General features: G+C 46.1%; 12 protein-coding genes and 1 tRNA gene. 5 read left to right on the forward strand and 8 right to left on the reverse strand.

All coding sequences use genetic code 11. The features are described from left to right. Window positions 1-108: 108 nt before the first annotated feature. Complete coding sequence (locus tag C9991_RS09825; protein ID WP_106812354.1) at window positions 109-543, reverse strand: DUF6078 family protein; 435 nt, start codon at window positions 541-543, stop codon at window positions 109-111. A gap of 176 nt (window positions 544-719) precedes the next feature. After that, window positions 720-5,813, reverse strand: a complete 5,094-nt coding sequence (locus tag C9991_RS09830; RefSeq protein WP_106812355.1) for an FG-GAP repeat domain-containing protein — start codon at window positions 5,811-5,813, stop codon at window positions 720-722. A gap of 287 nt (window positions 5,814-6,100) precedes the next feature. On the opposite strand from C9991_RS09830, the gene C9991_RS09835 reads away from it, so the two are divergent. From C9991_RS09835 to C9991_RS09845, 3 genes are all read left to right on the forward strand, one after another. Beyond that, the gene (locus C9991_RS09835; protein WP_106812356.1) at window positions 6,101-7,567 is read left to right on the forward strand and encodes a PepSY-associated TM helix domain-containing protein; all 1,467 of its coding nucleotides are present in this window, start codon (window positions 6,101-6,103) and stop codon (window positions 7,565-7,567) included. Between the two features lie 66 nt (window positions 7,568-7,633). Beyond that, a tRNA-Arg gene (locus C9991_RS09840) sits at window positions 7,634-7,708 on the forward strand. Window positions 7,709-8,098: 390 nt separating this feature from the next. Then, a complete protein-coding gene (locus tag C9991_RS09845; RefSeq protein ID WP_106812357.1) occupies window positions 8,099-9,253 on the forward strand; it encodes a site-specific integrase in 1,155 nt (384 codons plus the stop codon). On the opposite strand, the gene C9991_RS09850 is transcribed toward C9991_RS09845, so the two are convergent. The 3 genes from C9991_RS09850 to C9991_RS16720 all read right to left on the reverse strand — a co-directional run bounded on the left by C9991_RS09850 (window position 9,242) and on the right by C9991_RS16720 (window position 16,129). Continuing rightward, on the reverse strand, window positions 9,242-11,167 hold the full coding sequence (locus tag C9991_RS09850; RefSeq protein ID WP_106812358.1) for a hypothetical protein: 1,926 nt from the start codon (window positions 11,165-11,167) through the stop codon (window positions 9,242-9,244). The two genes, C9991_RS09845 and C9991_RS09850, sit on opposite strands and share 12 nt — an antisense overlap. Beyond that, the gene (locus C9991_RS09855; RefSeq protein WP_106812359.1) at window positions 11,167-15,264 is read right to left on the reverse strand and encodes a phage tail tape measure protein; all 4,098 of its coding nucleotides are present in this window, start codon (window positions 15,262-15,264) and stop codon (window positions 11,167-11,169) included. Before C9991_RS09855 ends, C9991_RS09850 begins: the two co-directional genes overlap by 1 nt. 280 nt (window positions 15,265-15,544) lie before the next feature. Continuing rightward, window positions 15,545-16,129: a hypothetical protein gene (locus C9991_RS16720; RefSeq protein WP_157949433.1), complete on the reverse strand. Its 585-nt coding sequence runs from the start codon at window positions 16,127-16,129 to the stop codon at window positions 15,545-15,547. 317 nt (window positions 16,130-16,446) lie between these two features. Between C9991_RS16720 and C9991_RS16725 the strand changes: the two genes are divergently transcribed. Next, the gene (locus C9991_RS16725) at window positions 16,447-16,590 is read left to right on the forward strand and encodes a hypothetical protein (protein ID WP_157949434.1); all 144 of its coding nucleotides are present in this window, start codon (window positions 16,447-16,449) and stop codon (window positions 16,588-16,590) included. 100 nt (window positions 16,591-16,690) lie between these two features. Beyond that, a complete protein-coding gene (locus C9991_RS16880) occupies window positions 16,691-16,879 on the forward strand; it encodes a hypothetical protein (RefSeq protein WP_198643783.1) in 189 nt (62 codons plus the stop codon). Between the two features lie 170 nt (window positions 16,880-17,049). Here the strand turns inward: C9991_RS16880 and C9991_RS09860 are convergent, their stop codons facing one another. From C9991_RS09860 to C9991_RS09870, 3 genes are all read right to left on the reverse strand, one after another. Continuing rightward, window positions 17,050-17,709 carry a membrane protein FAM174 family protein gene (locus tag C9991_RS09860; RefSeq protein ID WP_106812360.1) on the reverse strand — a complete coding sequence of 220 codons (660 nt, stop codon included), beginning with the start codon at window positions 17,707-17,709 and terminating at the stop codon, window positions 17,050-17,052. A gap of 10 nt (window positions 17,710-17,719) precedes the next feature. Beyond that, window positions 17,720-18,130, reverse strand: coding sequence for an N-acetylmuramoyl-L-alanine amidase (locus C9991_RS09865; RefSeq protein ID WP_106812361.1), 411 nt, complete (start codon window positions 18,128-18,130; stop codon window positions 17,720-17,722). Window positions 18,131-18,207: 77 nt separating this feature from the next. Further along, window positions 18,208-18,477 (reverse strand): hypothetical protein, encoded by a 270-nt coding sequence (locus tag C9991_RS09870; RefSeq protein ID WP_157949435.1) that lies wholly within the window; start codon window positions 18,475-18,477, stop codon window positions 18,208-18,210. Window positions 18,478-18,588: the final 111 nt, after the last annotated feature.

Here is an 18,588-nt window from a genome sequence, read left to right on the forward strand (position 1 = left end):
TTTCATATAACTGGTACTGCAGTTTATTACTACTGGTACTGGCAAGTATATTATATTATTTGGACGGGGCGAATAAATGGCTTGGACGTGTCGAATAATTGCTACTGGTTAGACATTCCAGCAGATGTGTTCCTCATAATTGTCGAAGTCCATAGAGGGGTCGGCTCCTATCTGCTGCAGAAGCGTTCGTATTATTTGTTGCTCCTCGGGTGGAAGGATAATTTCGCCACGTCTGCGTGCAAAGTATTGGTTGCGTCCGAATTGCATAACAAGAGTTGTCATGAACTGTTCATACTGCTGAGGGAACATCTGCTTTTGGAATCCGGTGAATCCGCGGGCGTATCTCACGGGATTAGAGCAGCGGTAGTAGGGACATCCATCGTCCTTGGTGCACTTGTTAGGACTGATAAGGCGCAGAAACTCTTCCTGCTTTATCAGATTGTCAAATGCAATGTGGTGCAGGCAAGAGGCAGCCATGGAGCAGTCGTGATGTAGGCAAACGGGGTAGTTGTGCGGTACGGTTAGCTTGTTTTTTATAGGCATAATATTATTGTTTTTTGGTATTGTAAGTTTCCTAATATGCAAAAATAATGTTTTTTCTTGGAAAAACAGGCATGTTGCATAACAATAAAATCGCCAAAAACAGATAAATATGTGTTATGGCAAATAAAAAAATGCGGCCAAACAAAATTTTGTTTGACCGCAAACGTTAATGCTTATCACTTGATAAATATCTTCTTGCCTTTATCTGTGATATAGATATGTCCCTTTTGAAGCGACTGCACACGCACACCTTCCAAATTATAATATCTGGTTGTGTTAGATGTTGCTGTGCTTATTTGTTCAATGCCTGAAGGCTGTACCACTTTGAGCGTAATTTGCTTCGAAATGTTTGATCCGTCGCGTGTTGTCAACGCTATAATGCCAGAGCCTGGCTCTACTCCCGTTACAACATAGTTGTCGTGGTCAATATAGATGCAGTTGTTCGTTGCATTGACAAGAATGGAGCTAGCCTTCAGATAGCTTGGATAGGCAACACGTGTTAGCTGCATCTTCTCGCCAACCTCGATGGTGGTCTTAGGCATGTAGAGGTCTATGTCCTCGTAGTGGTAGGTGCCTTTAATGAAGATTTTCTTCTCGCTATATAGACCTGAACCATCTGTTGCTTCAGCTCTAACCACAACGTCACCCCAGTCAAGACCTTTAGATGTGAGTACACCATCAGAAGACAGATGGGCAATGTTGTCGCCCGATACTATCGACCATTTAACGCCCGACAGAGAAGCATTGGTAGGCAGCATCGTTGCTGTGAGATGGAAGCGACAATCGCCACCATATAGAGTATTAGAATCGTATTTCTCAAGTATGCCTATCTCGATGCTTGTTGCTGCTACCGCCTCTGTAGCCTCTGTTGTGCTTACTGCATTAGACAGCATGTATGCGTTTGACGTGTTGCTACGCATTGCACACGATTCAGCAAGCTGTTGTGTAGAAGCGGGCACGTAGGCTATGGCATAGAGGCATGTTCCTGCAGGAGCCGAGATATCGGTATAGTTTTGCAGGCTGCCTGCCACTTCGGCTATCTGTGTAAGGTTGTCGGTAGAGGTGCCACGCAGGATGCGGTAGCTCTCAATATCCATTCCCTCATAAGCATTCCATACAAGGCTATAGCCCTTTGTGGCTGACTTGTAAATTGTAACATGAAGAGGCTTGTGTGTCTCCGAGAATGTGCTTGTCTGTATATTGTTATTGGCAAGCAAACGAATGCGGTAACGTTGTGTCTGTATGCGGTTGTCGCTTGTTGTGTCCAGCCATGAACCTTGGCTTACAGGCATTGTTGCTACCACTTCAAACTCGTTGTAACGGTTTGTTTCTCGCAATATCTCAACACGGTCTACCATTTGTGGCACGCTTGTATTCCAGTTTACGCGGTAATGGTTGCCATCTGCAAGCACGCCCGTAATGTTGGCATCAGGCATAGTCTCTTCGGTTACAGTAGTCTTGTTGACGAATGTACATTCGCTTCCGTCGTTGAAGCCAACCGAAGAAATAACTTCATTGTAGCCCGCATCTCCTAATGTAAGGATAAAGCCATCGTTGGTTGTCTGGCTCTTTGTAACACCCTTAACATTGAAGTAGCTGATGTCGTTGTCGAACATGGTCTTCGGTCGTTTCACGCTTATAGGCGTATCTTTCATCACCTTAGAAGGAATGGCGAGAGCAAAATCTTCGGGTGCATACACCTTTACAATGGTACTGAATGTGCAGCCGTCTGCAATCATATCTATAGTTTTCTCGCCACTGGTGCTCCATGAGATGCTAAGTTTTCCGTTGCCCTTATCGTTTATAGTGGCGTCGGTTCCTGCCTTGATGGTGTAGTTAGAAGGCTGTGTTCCTACAAACTGCACGTTGCAAGTCTCACCCTTAGCCACCATCTCGTGTGCGGCACTAAGATAGCCATTGGTATTTACTTTTATCTCTACGGGCTTGGTCATTGGCGAATGTGCACCCATAAGGTCAATGGCTTGCACCTGAACCTCGTAGCTTTCGCCCGACTTGAGAACATCGAGCGGGATGTACATTTGTGTAGCCTTGCGGTATAAAACGTTAGAACATATCGTAGCCTCGTCTGCGAGTCCGTTGAGAGGTGAGATGAGGAAAGCATTCTTTTCGCCAACCTTCTTGTTCTTATATTTCACGCTGACGTTATAGCGCATCTGTGTCGCTGGTGTGCGGTCGTCCTTTGCGTCGTCCCATTTTAATAGCATACCCTTATCGGTAATTCCAACACGTAGATTATCTGGAACTGCAGGTGCCTCGTTCTTGATATTCGACTTTAGACCATTGGCGTAGTCGCCAGAGAATAGTGGCTGCCAGAGAAGTTGATCGGAAATAAAGTCTGTACTATAAGGATAGTTTACCTTTGTATACTTGAAATCGGGTTGGATTAGATAAACACAATATTGGGTTTGATCGCCACCTACTGGATGATACTTAAGACGTGTTACTAAATCAACAAAGCCGTTATTGTCCAAATCATTTGAAACAGTTAGTGAATACGATGAAGGAATGGTCATCACCACTTCGTCACATGGCCATTGGTCAACAGGCTTTCCTTTAATGACAACATGCTCGTTGTTGTTATTTTTCAACAAAAAGTCAGGGTAGCCGTCATTGTTCAGGTCAGCAATGCCTTCAAGATGTCCATTTCCATCGTCAATTGTTTTCACTGCCAGCTTCTGCTCATAATCGTTAGCGAAATTAGCCGAAGCGGTTTTCATATAGACGTTAATCTTCCCATACTCGTCCAAAGCAATGTCCCAATAGCCATCTCTGTTGAAATCGCATATTGTGCCTGATTTCTTATAATAGCCGAAATTTTGTTCTGTTGTTTTCAGTGAAGTGTCGCTTTCTTTAGTTGTGTTAAGATAGCCTACGAAATCGATTTTTCCGTCATTATTGTAGTCTAATATAGGCTTTGTGGCAGGGTATGACGGCGACGAATATACTCCAGCGTCTGTTATATACTCAAAATCATTGTCTTGTTCGCCGCTATTGAGATATACGTTCTTTGAACTTCTGTCCAACAAGAAATCGGGGTAGCCGTCGTAGTTGTAATCAAACGGAGTCATTCTGTCTGATAGATCTGAGTTAAAGCTCTTCTTTATCTCTGTCTTTTCTCCTTTTGCGTTGAAGTTGAAGATGGGGTTGTTTCTATTGTAAATCTCAGGTTTGCCGTCTTGGTTGGCATCAAAAACGTTATAAAATTCTAATGTGTAGTAATCAAAGATTTTGGTAAACGGCAACACGCTGAGAGTCTTTTCTTTGCTCTTGTATGTCTGTCCACCAAGTTCCATTGCAACACTTACCTTTAGGTTGCCTGCAGCATGCAGAATGGCTTGTGCTGTGCTACCATTGTTGCTTTGGCTGATGATGGTTCCGTTCTCTACATTCCATGTATATTTTGCATCAGAACGTGGATTGTTGACGCGTAGCTGCAGAGTATCAGCAGCTGTGATGTTAACAGGCAACTGTGCAATAGATGGTGCAGTCTGTTTATGCTCATACACACATTCGTCTGACCATGCTCCGCCCAAGCCACCAGCATCTATTGCTTGTACAGAGATATAATATTTGCCAGCGTCAAGTCGTTCGGCATCGAACATATAGCTTAATGCCATGCCCATATTGCCACCGAAAAGGTTGCGGCGTCTACCGTCTGCCAATGAGTTTGCATAAAGAATGTCACCCTTGCCAGGCTGTGTGCCTATGCGTAGCTCGTAGGTTAGGTCGCATGCTGATGTTTGTGCGTCGGAGCCGCGTTGCCATGTTATGCGCAACTTGTTGGCATCGGCAAAGAATTGCGCTTGAGGCTTCTGCATCTTTGAAGGTGCTGTGTTCTTCTTTGCGTTAGGTATAGGACCATAAACAAAGGTATATAAGGGATAACCAGTACTATAACCATACTCGGTAAATCCGTCGTTGTTGAAATCGCCTACAACGATATTGGCATAGTCCAAGGCGGTTACAGTAACCTCTACTTTCTTTAGGTCGCATTTTAAGAGATAGTCGTAAGTACCATAATTATCATCTGCTAAGCTTGCAATAATTTCATACAAGCCATCGCCGTCGTAGTCTTTACAGGTGTAGCTTGTGTACTTGCCGTCGATATATGTCTCTTTGCGCTTGAACTCGCCGTTGCCGTCGTTGCGATAGAATACAATGTATGTGATGTCTTTATTAGGTATGAAGAACAGCAAGTCTACATCGCCATCGCGATCGAAATCGCCGAAAAAGGCGTTCTGCATGGCTGAGTTCTCAAACAACTCTTTGCCATCTCCAAGGCTACCGTCAGCTTTTGTGAGATATAGTGTCACCTTTCCAGCGCCAAAGTCAACATAATCGTTGATGCCATCGCCGTTAACGTCGGCAGAAAATATCTTACCTACATGAGCGCTACGGAAGAAGCGGTTGTTGCCGAGGTTATAGAAAACATATTTCTGGGTTACAATATCTTGCAGCCCATCACCGTTCATGTCCTTAAAATATATCTTGTCGGCAGAGTCGTAACCCTCTGAGTCTGATGCAACGCTCTTCATCATTGAAGACATTTCAGCATCTGTTTCCTCCGTTTCGTCTATATATTCTCTTTCGCCAGTTTTTACAAACATTCCGTCTGAGAGTGAAGGCAGTCTTGAGCCAGGAGTGTAGTTGCCCAAAGCTATTGTTGTCAGTTCGTTTGCATCATCGGTAATGGCAAGCTGTTGCTGCTCATAAGTGCCATCAGCCTTGCGGATGTATGCATTAATAACATTCTTCTTTGAGTCAAACGAATTGTAATCGTTCCAATCAATATAGTCGATCAAGCCATCACCATTTAGGTCGCCAAACACACAATCTCCTACAGATATGGCTGTTGTTTGGGCGAGGTTGTTCCACGGAGCAATGTAATGTACGGCACCATAGGTTGCATTTCCCGTGTAAGCATATACAGCTTCTGTGTTGTCTAACTTTATAAATTTTTTGAGTTCACGATATTCCTTGTTCGAAATAGATTGCAGCACATTGCCAGTAGGTGTGGAAACAAGATGGAGGTAATTGCCATTGTTGGAACTTGTTCCGATAACCTCCATTATGCCATCTCCGTTAACGTCATAATAATTGTTGTGCGTAATCTCACCACTGGTAGGATGCACATTGGAAGGCAACGAATATAATCCGTTGTCCGACTTTTTGTTCTTATAAGACACACTTGAGGCTAATGTTACCGGCTCTTGATTGGGAATGTTGTCTGCCTTGATTCCCGTTGTCATCAACAACAGAAATAGAATAATCCCTAACCTACGAAAATATCGTCGTGGGGGGGGGTAAAAAAGATACTTTTCATAAGAAAAATAGTTAAATGGTTAATACAAAGTTCTTGTGTGTATCTAACGCACACGAATCTATTATTTATTATCAATGGCAAAATTAGAAAAAATAACCAATATTTCAAATAAAAAAGTCCATTAATTGTAAATAAAAAATCCTAATTTATAGGTATTTCGCAATTAAGCATATATCTGTACCTTTGCACTTCTTGTATAAATAATGGTATAATATGAATAAAAGAACTTGGAGAAAACAACATAAGTGGATAGGTATTGGCATGACATTCTTCTTAGTGATGTTTTGTGTGTCGGGGATTTTGCTTAATCATCGGTCGCTAATAAAAGATGTGGATGTAAGCAGAAAATATCTACCAAGCAACTATAAATACGAAAATTGGAGTGGGGGATTGCTAAGAGGCACACTTGCTTTGGACAACAAGGTGTTGCTGTATGGAAATGGTGGCATATGGCAGACTGACTCAACGGCTTCGTTCTTCGCTGATTTGAACAAAGGACTGCCTGAAGGAGCCGACAACAGACAGATAAGAAACATTATAAAGACGAATAACGGAGATATAATGACAGTCTCGCCCTTTGCCCTATACAATTATGGCAAGCACGAGACTTGGCATAAAATGGAGTTGCCCTTGGAGGATGACGAGAAGTTGACGGATATTGCCTCGCATGGCGATACGCTTGTTGTGCTAAGCAGATCGTACGCATACATCTCTCTTCCTCCATATAAAAACTTCAGACGTATACAACTTGGCGCTCCTAAGAATTACAAGCAAAGAGTAACATTATTCCGTACCATTTGGCTGTTGCATAGTGGTGAGCTGTTCGGGAGTGTAGGAAAAGTGGCAGTAGACTTCATTGCAGTTATCCTTGTATTGCTCTGCATAACTGGAGTTGTGTTTGCATTAAGACCAAAGCAGAAGGCGTTGCTAAGATTGTCGCTGAAACTGCACGACAAGATAGGCAGATATACTATCGCTTTAACACTATTGATAGTGTTGACGGGTTGGTGTCTTCGTCCACCTGTTATGATAGCATTGGTTTTAAACAAGATTCCGGCAATACCAGGCACAACACTACGAAGCGATAATCCATGGAACGACAAACTGCGCATGATTAGATACGACAAGGATGAACACGATTGGCTTGTGTCCACATCAGAAGGTTTCTATTCATTAAAGCTCAACAATGGTGCCATGAAAAAGATTGAGTCTGCTCCGCCCGTAAGCGTTATGGGACTTAACGTGCTGCAAAAAGACGCAAATGGCAAATGGTACTGCGGCTCGTTCAGTGGACTATTCGTTTGGGATAGACAAAAAGGTACGGCTATTGACTACTTCACGCATAAGCCTGCACCCAAGAAAGCAGGAGCTCCATTTGGAAAGAAGGCTATTGCTGGCATGAGTCAGGACTTTGTTCATAAGTCATCTGAAGCAAGCATGACATATAATAGATCTGCTATTATAGCAGATTATTATGATGGAACAACTATTATAGCACAACCATCAAGCATGAACTATTTGCCAATGTCGCTATGGAATGTGGCTCTGGAGATTCATAGTGGCAGATTCTTCATCGGAAATATCGCCACATACATATTTATATTTGTTATGGGAATCCTCGCCATTTGGTGCTTATGGTCGGGATATAACATCAGACTGGCAAAGAAAAAGGGGAAATGAAGTAAAAAAGCTTGTTAAAAATTTGGTAGTTTAAATTTAAAAGACTACCTTTGCAGTCGATTTGGAGGTTCCGTAGCTCAGTTGGATTAGAGCAACAGCCTTCTAAGCTGTGGGTCTTGGGTTCGAACCCCAACGGAATCACTTTGTGACCCCATGCGGGTCACATCGGAACAAAACAACGTCAAAGAGGATTCTACTTCGGTAGTATCCTCTTTGTTGCTTATATACAGATAGTTACGAGCGAGTAGCTTGAAATTCAGACAGTTATTTAGAGGACGAGCGTAATGTCTAATTAACGCAGCGGATTTGAACCTGGTGCTTTGATGATGACATAACGGGACACAACGATACATAAATGTGTGACACTTTGTGTGACACTTTTCTGAAATGTGTGACACTTTCTAAAAACGTGTGACACTTTCAGCCACTAAATAGCTGGAATTGGTAAAACTACCAATTAAAAATTGTTAAACTCCCATTATTCTCATCTTCTCCACTTATTTGTCCGCTGTACTAAAACCTACTTTAACGATGAAGAAGGAATTGGTAGAGGTCGTCTTCGACCGTAGAAAAAACTCCGAGAAGAGGGGTTACGGATTTTTGGAAGTTCAAGTTTATCTTGGACGTGCCACTCGTAAATATATTATGATTGGCAAATATTCACCCGACGACTGGCAAGCAGCAGCAGCTTCGCCCGAAACACAAGCTCTGGTAGCGAAGTGTAAGAAAATCATTGCTGCGATGGACGTTCTTGATGAAGAACGTACCTACGACAATTTCATGTATCACTTCAATGGCGAAGACAAAAAGCCTAAGGTGGAAGTGAAGGAGGAACTGCCTAAAGAGCCGGAGAAAAGTGAAAAGAGCTTTCTTGACTTTATGGAGGAAGCGCTTGCCAATGAGGATTTGCGCGAAGGTACACGCAAGCACAAGATATGTGCTATCGAAACCGTGCGCACATTCGGGAAACTCAACACCTATGGTGACTTGACCCCGAAGAACATCATCGCCTTTGACAACTGGCTGCATGATGGCACCCGTACCGATGTGACGTGTTACGGCTACCACAAGAAAATCCACAAGTGGGTTCGTCAGCTTTATCAGATGGGCGAAATTCCACAGGATCCTTATCAAGTGGTGACGTTGAAGCGAGGCAAGTGCCGTGAACGTGAACCGCTCACCGAACTTGAACTGAAGCTCATGCGCAACTACAAGTTCGAGGGCAAACTTGCCAGAGTGCGTGACCTCTTCATCTTCGCTGCCTACACCGGTCTGTCGTTCTGCGACACACAGACCTTCGACTTCGAGAGCATGACGAAGAAGGAAGGCAAGATGTACTACATCGATGGTAGCCGTATCAAGACCGAAACGAAGTTCTTCACGCCTATCCTCTCTCCTGCCATGAAGGTGCTTGAGAAGTACGACTACCAACTGCCTAAGATAAGCAATCAGAAAGCCAACGACTACCTTCATGTGATACAGATGGAGCTGCACTTCAGGCAGAAGTTGACTTTCCACGTGGCTCGCCACTCCTTCGCTACAATGGCATTGGCTCACGATGTACCTATAGAGAATGTGGCTCGTATGCTTGGGCACCAGGACATCAAGACCACACAGATTTACGCCAAAGTGCTGCGCACCACCATCGAGCGCCATGCCACAGCCCTGCAGCGTTCAATCAGCTAAGACACGATAGAATATCCCCTTTAATAACTGCGACTTTCCCGACTCATGGAAGGTGGCAGTTATTTTTTCGCATATATACCTTTGGCCACGTATGTAGAACAATGCACGAGGATTGGGTATTGTGTCAGAGAGGAAAGAGAAATGGAACTTCTGCTTTCCGTCAATTTTGTGCATTGACAAGCGCATAGAATTGGCTATTCCGTCTTTCAATCGCAAGGTAAATTGAGTTCTGTTATACCCAAATGAGTCAGTAACCTCCACCTTATCTATTATAGGATGTGGCTGATTACCGCCGAAAAGATAATGTCCACTCCAAAAGCCGACATATATAACATCAAAGTATGCAGATGACTTCTCGGTTTCTCCTTTGCCAATCACATAGCTTGCAGTGCCTTGTGCCAAGTCTCCTGCATCATAGTCGACATCATCGTGATAGCGTACCGATGATAATTGGCCTTCATTGCTCGGTCGCTGTCCAATATATATGCCAGACGATGCAGAGCCAGAAGAGCCCGTACCGTCTTCCGATATAGTCCATGTTTCTCTACTGCCCAACTCTCCGCAGTCGAGAAACATACAATTGCCATACTTGTCGTCAGTACCCTCTATCCATGCAGGAACGATTTTCAGTTCAATATCGTCTGCATCATTATCAACAAAATAATCTCCGAACTGATTTACAGGCATCAGACGGTTATAATATTTGTACCACTTCATATCATTGTTCTTGCTGACAAATTCAGATTTGTAGCAGTACATTATAAAATAGGTATCAATCTCCTTGCAATAAAACAGTCTGTTTCCATCACTTCCTACTGGATAGCCACGGCAGAAAGACTCGCTGTATCCATGTCCGCTATGCCCCGTGGACTTGTAATAACCGCTTATCTTCAACGTCATAGCCTTGTCTATCAATTCCCGAAATGTATCATAGACCAAAGCCTTTGACTTGTTGGCTCTTATAAACCAGTCGCACGAGTAATATGACCACAGAAGCGCATCATTGTCAGCGTATTTCAAGTTAGCCGAAGCGATGTACTTGCTTTCATCTTCTTGCGACACCTCCGTTGTGTAAGCGTCCAGCACCTTATTTAAGATTACCTCTCCTGCCGATTTTGCCAGACTATTAGAGAAATGGAATTCGATGCGCTTAGCCTTATGGTTTATATCAAAATCTCCGAAAAGGAAGTTTTCAAGATGCTCAAAAAACTCGTTCAATGTCCAATGAGGCAATGCAATGGCAAAGTTCCACGCAGCCCATGCAGCAGGAAGCGTATTGCAAATCAATAGAAATTTATATTGCGATTGCTCCAGTTCAGCAAAGTTCGCCTCATACCCCAATTGCGAACAGATACGCTTCAATATATATAATAAGTATGGCTGGAACGAAAGAGTGCTTTTGGCATTCTCGAAACCTGTGATGAAATGGACAGATGTAGTAACAGCATTTTGCAGATTGCCGGAATAGTTGTTTACCCACGGCAACGGCACCCAGTTGTTCGTTGGATATGGCTTGAACGCTTCTGCTGCTATAAGATTATCGCGCTTGGTAGGATAACCCAAATCCATTTCATTGAGATAGATATCGTCAAACGTCTCATCAAAGTTCTGCTCACTACGTCCCTCCAGAAACTGCGTCTTCACCTCCACGTCAGAAATCTCCGTGATAGTTATGGAGCCAGACTTCAGGAAGGCACCGTCACGGATGTCGCAGTCAAATACCACTTTCGCCTTGATAACATCCGCTCTGTGGATGTGCCCGAAGATTGCAATGTTCCGGGCGCATCCCTTTAGTGGGAACGTAATTGTCAAGGTGTAGCTGTCGCTACCCGTAAATAGACGGTTCTCGAAGATGAAGTCAAACGAAGTGTTCTTCTTCAGATAGGCTTGTTTGCCATTGATAATAATTTCCATTACTTACGTCTTGATTTAGGAGTTTTGTTTCTCATTAAAATACTATACTCATCCTGCGCTTGCTTGATGCCAGTGTCACCCGTGACCGTGTTCACCGTGACAAACGGCTCACTCAACCGCTTCTCCAACTGCTTCATCGTATCGGTATAACTCTGCATTGCCTTTGTGTTCTGCACGATTGCAGCTGTTGCCAGTCCGTCCGACTGCTGCTGCACGATGATAGGCTGTTGCTGTTGTGGCGTGCTATATGCAACAGGCGCAATAGTCCGGCTCACATCGTCGGCTCGTAAGGATCCGATGGTGTTAGTCCGCTGCGCATAGTCCAGGGCGTTGATGATAGGACGCGCAACCGGGTTGGCAAGCATCTCCTGCGAAGCCACCCATTCCCCGGCATGAACCACGCCCACCTCCTCATATTTACTGCCATTAGGTGTGAAACCACCTTTGGCGTAGCCCTGGCTTTCACTCGCTTGCTGTTGCTTTTTGATTGCAGAAATCTGAATTGCTCCTGCTGCCACCGCCATTGCAGCAGCCACTGGTGCCAGAATATAACCCACAAGAGGGATGGCCGCTGCCGAGCCATACGCTGATATGGCGTTCTGTGCCGTCTGCGCCACCGCTTGTATCACCTGCATGGCAAACATCTTTTTGTTCGCCTCGTTCTTTTTCTTTGCCAGCTCCTTCTGCTTCTGTTCTTCGAGCTTCTTCACCTTGTAGTTGTTACCCTCCGCTTGCGATATCTCCTTGTCATACCGCTTCTCGATGGCAGCAGTCTGTATCTCCAGTTCTGCCTGAATGAGTGAAGTCATGCCCGAAAATATTGAAGACATGCCCGACGTGAGCGTGTCGAAAGAACCCTGCACCGCCTGTCCGAGGTCCGAGTTCAGCCACTCCGTGATGTCCTCCGTCATGTTTTCGAGGAAGTTCTTGCTCGTGTCGTTGTACTCCTGGCCGTACTTCTTCGCCAGTGCTACCTTTGCCTTTTGATACGCTTCCTCGATACGCAACTTCTCTTTGGCATCGTCGCCAGCAGCCTTTATCTCCTGTTTGAAAACCTCATCGAGGGCAGCACTATCTTTGGTGTATTTCTCTTTCTTCTCCGACTTGTTATCCCCGAAGTAGTCCTCTTTTATTTTGGCAAGCTCCTTCTGATGCTTCTTCTCGTTGTCCTCGATGGTCTTCTGATTTCGCTTTTGGTTTTCAACGAGCTTATTCTGGTAGTTCTTCTGCGCTTGCAGCTGCTCCTTTGAGCCGTCCGTGTAGACCTTAGTCAGACGGCGCAGATGCTCCAACTCCATGAGTTCGAGTGCATCATCAAACGTTTTTTGATCCACCTTACCATCAATGTACCGCTGTTTCTCTGTAGCAACCAGTTCATTATAGTAGTCGTTCTCCTGCTTCGCCGATTGCGTGTTCTTGTCATCAGCGAGTTTCTTCTTTGCCTCATAGTACGATGCTTCAGCCTCCATCTTCTGCTCCGTTGATGCCTTTTTGTTCGCCATGACCTTCTGATTATACTCGATATCAATTTCCGTCATGCGGTTCGTGTACTCCTCGAAGTCCTTCTCACCTTTGGCATACGCAATGCGGTTGAGAGCCTGCTCCCTGGTCTTCCAGTCCTTCTGCGGTTTAAGCACATCCTCTGTCTTCGTCTTCTTGTCCGTCTTAGGAGGCGTATAAGGAGGGTTCTGCGTCTGCTGTTCCTGCTTCTGTTCTTTCTTCGCATCATTGAGAGCATCCTTCTTGATGTCTTCGCCATATATTCCTAAGATGTTATCCTCACGCTGGTCAAGCTCCGCCAGCTTCTCATTCGTCTTGGCAAGCGCACGTTTGTTCGAGGCACGCAACGAGTTGACACCCAACTGCACCACCTTTCCCTCCTGACCAGGCATAACCGTTTCCGTCCTTGCCTCCATCTCATCCATAGCAACGACACGCTCCTGCCTCTGCTTTTCCAGATTAAGGTCGACACGCTGCTTTCCGATATCACGCAACTTATCCTTAGCACCCTCAATCTCATACTTACGAGTCAACGACTTCAAGTAATCATCAAGAGCTTTCTTGTTCTCCTTATACTTGCCCGTAGTATCATCCAACTGTCCATTATACTCCGGAATGATACGGTTGAGCGCATCAATCGCCGTGTGTCTGTCCTTCAGTGACTGCGTTTCATCACGAGCCACCGCAATAAGCGCATCAATCTTGTTCTTCTCGTCGATGATGCCCTCCTGCCCACGCTTGCGTATCTCCTGCAAGTCCTTCTCTGCTTGCGACACCTCCGTCATCTTCTTGTATAGCTTATACAGAACCGCACCGAGAGCAATGGCTCCGGCTGCTATCGCACCATAGCCAGATGCGAGCAGAGCACCCTGCTTTTTGAGGTCCGACATCAGCCACGACTGGCGGACCCAGTTGCCCTGTAATTTGGCAAGTCCCATCTGTAGAAGCAAGTGCGCAGCATGTAAGGTAGCCACCGTAGTCTTGTACGCAGCCGTTGCCGTCTTGCAGATAACAAGCCACGCATAATGCGCCTTGAAAGCAATGTTCGAAGCGTTCACAGCAATCTTATAGGCAATGAAAGCAGCAGTCAGCGAAGCCAAAGTAAAAGCGTTCTCCTTTATGAACGTGATAGAAGTAGACATAAACTTCAGCAACAATGTTGTGGAAGATATGACATGCTTCATTATCGGCTGCAGCTGCTCACCGAGTGCCACCGCCATCTCCGTCACACCCTTGCGAGCCTTGTCAAGTCCTGCTTGTACCGTCGTGTTCTGTACATTAAACTCATTCGTGACAGATGTACCCTCCGCAAACGCCTTAGTAGCTTCCTCCTGCTCCCAACGCACCATATCGAGGTTGCCAGCAAGAGCCGAAATCACCTGCGCAGCACGAGCACCATTCTCGCCCATGTCCTTGAAGACTGGTGCCAGTACGTCGATGTTGCCGAGTTCGTGAAGACGATCCAGCAACATGAGAAGTCCCTCGTTGGTGCTCTTCTTCAGCGTTTCGTTGAACTCCTTCGCATTAAGCCCCGTAGCCTTGATGATTTTATCGTTCTCCTTGAATATATCCATAATGACTTTGGAAACAGCAGTTGCCGACATCTCCACCGCCTGTCCCTGACTATCGAGAACCGCAGCGAACCCCATGATTTCCGGGATAGTCATCTTCGCCTGGGCACCAACGCCAGCCATGCGCTGTGTGAAGTTGGCGAGATAAGGAGCCGAAGCCGTGCAGTTCTGCGACAACTCATTAATCACAGAACCCACGGCAAGCAGAGCCTTCTCAGTGCCGAGGCGTTCCTCGTCACCGAAGATGTTTGTCAATTTTGAAAGAGTCAGCGTAGCCCCATCACCGAGGTCGTCCAAAGCCACATTGATTTGGTCGGCAGCTTTCACAAATCCCAAGACATCCTCCTGCGAGGTTTTGCCCAATCGACCCGCCTCCTGCGCTAACTTATTCAACTCCTCACGCCCCGTTCTGGTGTCAATCTTCTGGAAGTCCTCATTCAGCTGCTCCACCTCCGAAGCGTTCATTCCCGTAAATTTGCGTACATTCGCCATCTCCTGGTCCATATCCGCAAAAGCGTTCACCGCCGAGCGTCCTGCCATGATGATGCCCGTGATGGCAGCAGCGATGCCGGCAAGAGCAGTCTGCCAGTCGTTCAACTTTCGGTTCATCCGTTCCCACAGACTCTCATTCTCTCGCAGCTGCGAGTTCACTTTGGCAATCTCCGCCTTTACACGCTTTATCGCCTCACATTGTCGGTTCCACTCGTTGCTTCCACGTTCAAGCCCATTAAGGTTTCGTTTCAGCTGTGCCAACGTGCGGTTCAGTTCCTTTGGCGAAGTTTCATCGAGGCGTTGCAGAACATGCTCGACCCCTTTTGCAGCATTTTCAATCTGCGAGATTTGGCGATTGGTTTCCTTCAGTTCACGCTTTAGCTTCGTGAGCTGCTGCTTGTTTCCTGCTGCTGCCGCTTTCTCAATGGCTTTTTCGAGGTTTGCAGCCTGAGATTTCAGTTTCAGGAGCATATCTTCCGCCTGTTTTCCGTTGACAGTAAGCGTAACGGTCGCATTGGTGTTTATATTCGACATACGTCTTTCAATTTTTATGGTTTAATGATACGCAAAAATAGCACCGCCCAAACACCACGCAAAAGACGAGAAATAAGGCAGTTTCGCCCGATTTAGGCACACTGGCGCCGACAAAAACCGACGAAATTTAAGCGATAGAAAAACAAAAGGCTTGTGTATCAAGCCGTTAAGGGATTGTTAAGGGATTTTCCCTTAACCCGTCTTGATAAAGACCCCCCGACCGCCCTGTCCTTGCTGACGGCTGCGACCGCCCGACCTTTGCGGAATATGTAAACGAATGTTAATATTTAGTTTCTCGCACACGCAAAACCGCCTTAGTTGCGCCAAAAAGCGAAAAGGCAGAAAGTGACGAAAAAGGCTTGCAAGTTTCGCTGATGACAAAAGTGAGCCGAGGTTTCACGCTGATGCACAAACGCTCCGAGTTCCACGAAAAGCGAGGGTTTCGGATTGGGGAAATAAGGCTGAAACAAGCAAAAGGTTTCGGAAAAGCACCGAGTTTCGGCACGACATAAGGTTTCGGCAAAGTATCGGGTTTTGACACGATATTGGGTTTCGGATGCGTCAAATGCTCTATTTTCGGCACTTTAAGCCTCCAAGCCGAGCAAACCGAGGGTCTTGCCGTACTACGAAAGGCTATTGGGTATCGGATGGGCATCAATGGCTTGCGGATGTGGCGATATAGGCGAGCGACCACGCCACGCCCGACCCATCGGGCGGTAATGCGGCAGTGGTGAGGGATAAAAAGGTAATGCGCCTGTCGGTCTTGCCCGACATTAGGCGCACTACCTTTTCTATCCCATACCTCTGCCATACCTATTTGAATAAGCGAGAGTGCTGTCAGACTTATAGCAATCTTGATTGCCATAAGTCAGACAGCTTTCTCGCATTGATAGATAATAGAAAGCGCAGCTTTACCAAACCATGAAGGCATCGCCTTATAGGAAACAGAAGGCACTGCCTTACCCGAAGCGAATGGATATGAAGTGGAATGAAATGAAGTGGTAATGTAGGACTTCTCCATGGCTCGCAGAGTCATAGAGAAACTCCGGAATGATAACGTAATGGAATGTAGCGCAATATCCTTTCGCAATAGTGGACGAAAGGATGTGGCACATAACGGACGGATACGGGAGTGGAGAGCCACTGCCTTTCGGCTGAAGAAGAGAAGATTGAGCGAAGCGAATGAAAGGGATTGAGCATAGCGAGATGATAGACAATAGAGCGCAGCTGCACGGACTTATGCGCAATGCAATGGAGCGTGTGTCCGTACCTATTAAGAAAGGTGAAGGGTGTGCAACACTATTCACCTTTGATGATGATAGATAGACATCTTTGATGTGCTAAAAAACAGAATGACATCGCAGATGTGGAGAAGAATGACGGAATGAAATGACGTGGAAGACGGATGGCGCTTGCGTGTTGATGATTGACGAGGAGGTCAGACAAACTCGCTGCAAGCGTTGCTTGTCTGGGTGATGCGTCAATCATGTGCGTAGGTGGTGCATTGTTCGGTGGCGAGGACTGGCGTAGCCGTGAAATTGTGGGGCGTGCAATGAAGTGGAGGGGCTTTGGGCTGCCGTGGAGAAATGTGTATGTTGCTTACCCCGTACTGTGACTCGTGTGCTTGCACTTTTCTCGAATGTATGGAGGACTATTCGACTTCAGGCGATTTGTCCTCCTCACATCCGAGAAAAAGAGACATGGTGCGGATCAGGGAAGTGGCATACTTATTTTGCAACAGAAGCCCAAAGCGACGGAACGCAATGGAACACCCCACAATTTCACTTAGCCATGCAATGGCTTGTCCTCGCCACCGAACAATGCACCGCCGGAGCTGCCAGGTAATGAATTCGGGAGCCTGTGACCGAAGTGTCGTCGTCTGCCGGCGAGATAGCGACGGATAAAGAAGATGACGGCTGCTGCCGTTATCATCATCAGGACGGCAATAGCGAGCTTTGCCGTGAAAGGTACTGAAGACCTTGACTTGATGATGTCGTGCGACTTGTCGGATGAAGACTGCTTCGCTATTGCGATGCTGTCTTCCACCTGCTGTGCAGCTGCGGACTCCTCCTTTTCCTCTTGGGAAAGGTGAAGTCCGTAGAGCCTGAGAGAGGACGGCTTGCCGTGACTTATTGCAGAAGGCTTGCCGTGGTAAGATGGAGGCTTTGCCTTGTCATAGGACAGGGGCTTGCCCGATGGATAGCTGAGGTCGGAACATTGAGGGGTTGCCGACGTGTCGACACCCCCGAATGTGAAGACGCAGCTATCGAATGAAAGGGCGGTAAGCCTCTGTAGAGAACTGAATGAAAGATTCTGAGCGGATCGCCATTGAGCTTGCGAAACGGCGTTTCGCTCACTTTCATTGGAGGATGATGCTGTCTTTGTGCTCTTGCACGCCAGTACAAATGCACAAAGAATAAGGATTAGGATTAGGATATGTTTCATATCGTAGGGTTTAGATGTTTGCATACTCTGCCGTGGCATCGAATGATGGGCACGCCTTAGCTGCATAATCTCGATGTCCTCGGATTTTGGCATTGGGGAACTGCACTCTTAGTTTACGAAGAAGTGCCACCAGTGCGGATTTCTGCTCTTCCGTGCGAGAGTCCTTAGGGTGTTTGCCGTCGGCGGTCAAACCACCGATATAGCAGATTCCTATGGAATGGGCGTTGTGCCCATGGCAGTGCGCTCCCACTTGTGCGAGCGGTCTGCCATGATGCACAGAGCCGTCGCGGTAGATGACGAAGTGATATCCGATGGAGGCAAAGCCTCGCTGCCGGTGCCAGCGGTCGATGTCTGCCGTGGTGAAGTCCTTGCCTTCAGGCGTGGCAGAGCAATGGACGATTATAAAATTTATGCTGCGCATGAATTTTGAGTTTTGAATTTTGAGTTTTGAGTTGTCGGCTACGCCGATTTTGAATTGTTCAATTTTGAGTTAGAATTTTACTCTTGAGGTTTTGGTTTCTTTCGCTCTTTATCTTTCAGTTTGTCGTCGAGGTACGAGCGTAGTTCTGCATACTTAGTCTGTATGTAGATAGTGACACCGAAGATGGAGCCAGCGTAGATTAGACACTCAGCGAATACACCCAGAACAGACTCGTGGATTTGTCCGGTGGGCGGTACGATGAATCCTGCGACAGCGAGGAGGAATCCACCGATGAGCATAGCTATGGCAGAGATAATCTGCACGTTTTCCTTAGTTTCTTTAGTCATAATGAATTGTCTTTTGAGAGTTAATATAATGTTGTTATCTTCGCGATTGAGTTGTGGTTCGATTGGACCATTGCTCTTTTGCATTGTGGTGTCTTGAGCACCATTTTTCTT

It is taken from the genome of Prevotella merdae, assembly GCF_900290275.1.
Taxonomy (GTDB): domain Bacteria; phylum Bacteroidota; class Bacteroidia; order Bacteroidales; family Bacteroidaceae; genus Prevotella; species Prevotella merdae.